The sequence below is a fragment of the Pseudomonas sp. P5_B2 genome, from assembly GCF_056400445.1.
In genome coordinates, this window is sequence record NZ_JBFULH010000666.1 from 1 (window position 1) to 2131 (window position 2131).

Below are 2131 nucleotides of genomic sequence, written 5' to 3' on the forward strand. Positions count from 1 at the left end.
AACCGAATGGGTGCCGACTCTGGGTTACAGAACGGCTCAAGAAGCCCAGCGCGATATCAGTCAATTTTTGATGCATCGGTACAACTGGATTCGACCCCATCAATTCAACGGTGGGCTGGCGCCAGCTCGGGCCGAAGAAAAACTTAACGTCGTGTCCGGGATTAGTTGACCACTACACCTGACTGATGAGTACTTGTACGCCTTAACTACGACGGGCTACTAAACCCGATCACTGATGGGCAGTGACGGGAATCAAGTTACCGACCGGCCCCAAGGCGCACAAGCCGGCGGATTCTGGCGCAGCCGTAGGCAACGGCGCAAGGTGTTGTAGCTTGCAGGACGTAACCTTGAGGAGTTTTAAACAAGCACTGTCGGGTGGTGTTTAAGCATCGGAAATGTTGGCATTCCTTACCAGCTGCCATAGGGAATCCCGAATTTGTCGACGTAGGCTTTGGACTCTTCTGAAAGCGGTCGATGCTTTCCGTTGGACGTGCCCCCGTAGGGACCTTTGGGATGGATTTTGCCTTGGATTCGGGTGACTGCGGTCGCTTTTAAACAGGGCCCACCCAACCACACCTTGGCGATTCCTCCTGGCGCCAGGCCGATAGTCAAAAATTTTCGGTAATCGGTTTTCCATTTTCCTACCGCACCGCAATAAGCGTTTTCAGCCTTGAGCATGGTGTCCCGCGCAGATTCGGGGATCTCGATGTAGACCCAGTAGGTCTGCGGTTCTGCCACGGACTGCCAGCGCACATAGACCAAACGAGACAGGTCAGCCCCCGTTACATATCGCCCCTTTCCTGTTGGATTCTCAAACCACCCCTTTGCATCGCCCTTAAAGACAGCTGGAATACCTTTACTTAGCCCCCGCGGATAGCCAGTCGAAGGGATTCCGCTGCCCGCGCGAAGGAACACGCGCTCATTGATATCAACGACACTAGCCGTTTCAATCCAGACCTCCATATAGTCGGGGTTAAAAAAATCAAGGCTCCACGCGTCGTAAGGTAGTGATCTGCTAACGACAGAGGCACATCCTCCCAAAAGGAGCGCGAGCACCATTGCACAGACCGCTTTAACTAGAGATGAGGACTCAAGGATTGAAAACCCCTCTGGTCGAGGTTTCTGGTGATCGTTCATGGATTACCAGGAGCCATAGGGAATGCCGAACTTGTCGATGTAGGCTTTTGATTCTTCTGAAAGCGGTCGATGTTTTCCGTTGGACGTTCCCCCGTAGGGGCCTTTGGGACTGATCGTGCCTTGGACTCGGGTGACCTCCATCGCCGAGAGACAAGGGCCCTTTACCCATACTTTGGCGATACCTCCAGGGGCCAAGCCCACCACCAGCAGTTCTCGATAATCCGTTATGACCTTGCCGTCGAATGCGCAAAATACGTCCTCGCGGTTACGCATTAGCTGTCTACAGACTCAGTAATCTCGATGTAGGCTTCATAGGTTTGCGGTTCAGCCATTGACTGCCAGCGTACATACACCAAACGGGGTAGATCAGCTCCCCTTACATACCGACCCTTGCCTCCAGGATTTTCTCTCCATCCCGCTGGCTTGCCTCTGAACTCAGACGGTATGCCTTTGCTCAGCGCACGTGGATATCCCATAGCCGGTATGCCGCTGCCCGCACCCCGGAACACATGCTCATTGATATCAACGACATCCGCCGTTTCGATCCAGCCTTCCATATAATCAGGCGTAAAGAAATTCAGGCTCCAAGCGTCGTAGGGTAATGATCTGCGAGGGTCTTTGGCGCATCCGCCCAAAAAGAGCGCAAGCGCTATTGCACAGCCTGCTTTAAACAGAGAGGCGGACTTATGGATTGAAACTCTCTCCGGTCGAAGTTTTTGGTGATTGTTCATGGGTTACCAAGAGTCATAGGGAACGCCGAATTTCTCGATGTAGGCTTTGGACTCCGGCGACAAAGGCAGAGCATAGCGGCCTTCATTTTTTCCCTGTGAGGGGCCTAGTTTATTGACGGTGCCCTCTACTCGAACAATTTCGACCGACTTTAGGCACGGACCGCTCAACCAGACCTTGGCGATACCTCCTGGCGCCAGTCCAATGCCAATGTCGTCGCGATAGTCGGTGATCCACTTACCGTCAGCCCTGCAAAAGGCTCTTT

The 2131-nt window shown here is 53.3% G+C and carries 2 protein-coding genes and 2 pseudogenes; 1 reads left to right on the top strand and 3 read right to left on the bottom strand.

Annotated features, from left to right (window positions below):
• Positions 1 to 169: pseudogene (locus tag AC1DRJ_RS25375) on the top strand (IS3 family transposase); the annotation flags it as partial.
• A 239-nt stretch (positions 170 to 408) separates the two neighbouring features.
• Here the strand turns inward: AC1DRJ_RS25375 and AC1DRJ_RS25380 are convergent.
• The 3 genes and pseudogenes from AC1DRJ_RS25380 to AC1DRJ_RS25390 form a co-directional block, all read right to left on the bottom strand.
• Complete coding sequence (locus AC1DRJ_RS25380) at positions 409 to 1059, bottom strand: DUF2931 family protein (RefSeq protein WP_477804579.1); 651 nt, start codon at positions 1057 to 1059, stop codon at positions 409 to 411.
• A gap of 81 nt (positions 1060 to 1140) precedes the next feature.
• Positions 1141 to 1868 (bottom strand): annotated as a pseudogene (locus AC1DRJ_RS25385) (DUF2931 family protein).
• Positions 1869 to 1871: 3 nt separating this feature from the next.
• A partial coding sequence (locus AC1DRJ_RS25390) for a DUF2931 family protein (protein ID WP_477804578.1) occupies positions 1872 to 2131 on the bottom strand: 260 nt, incomplete at its 5' end.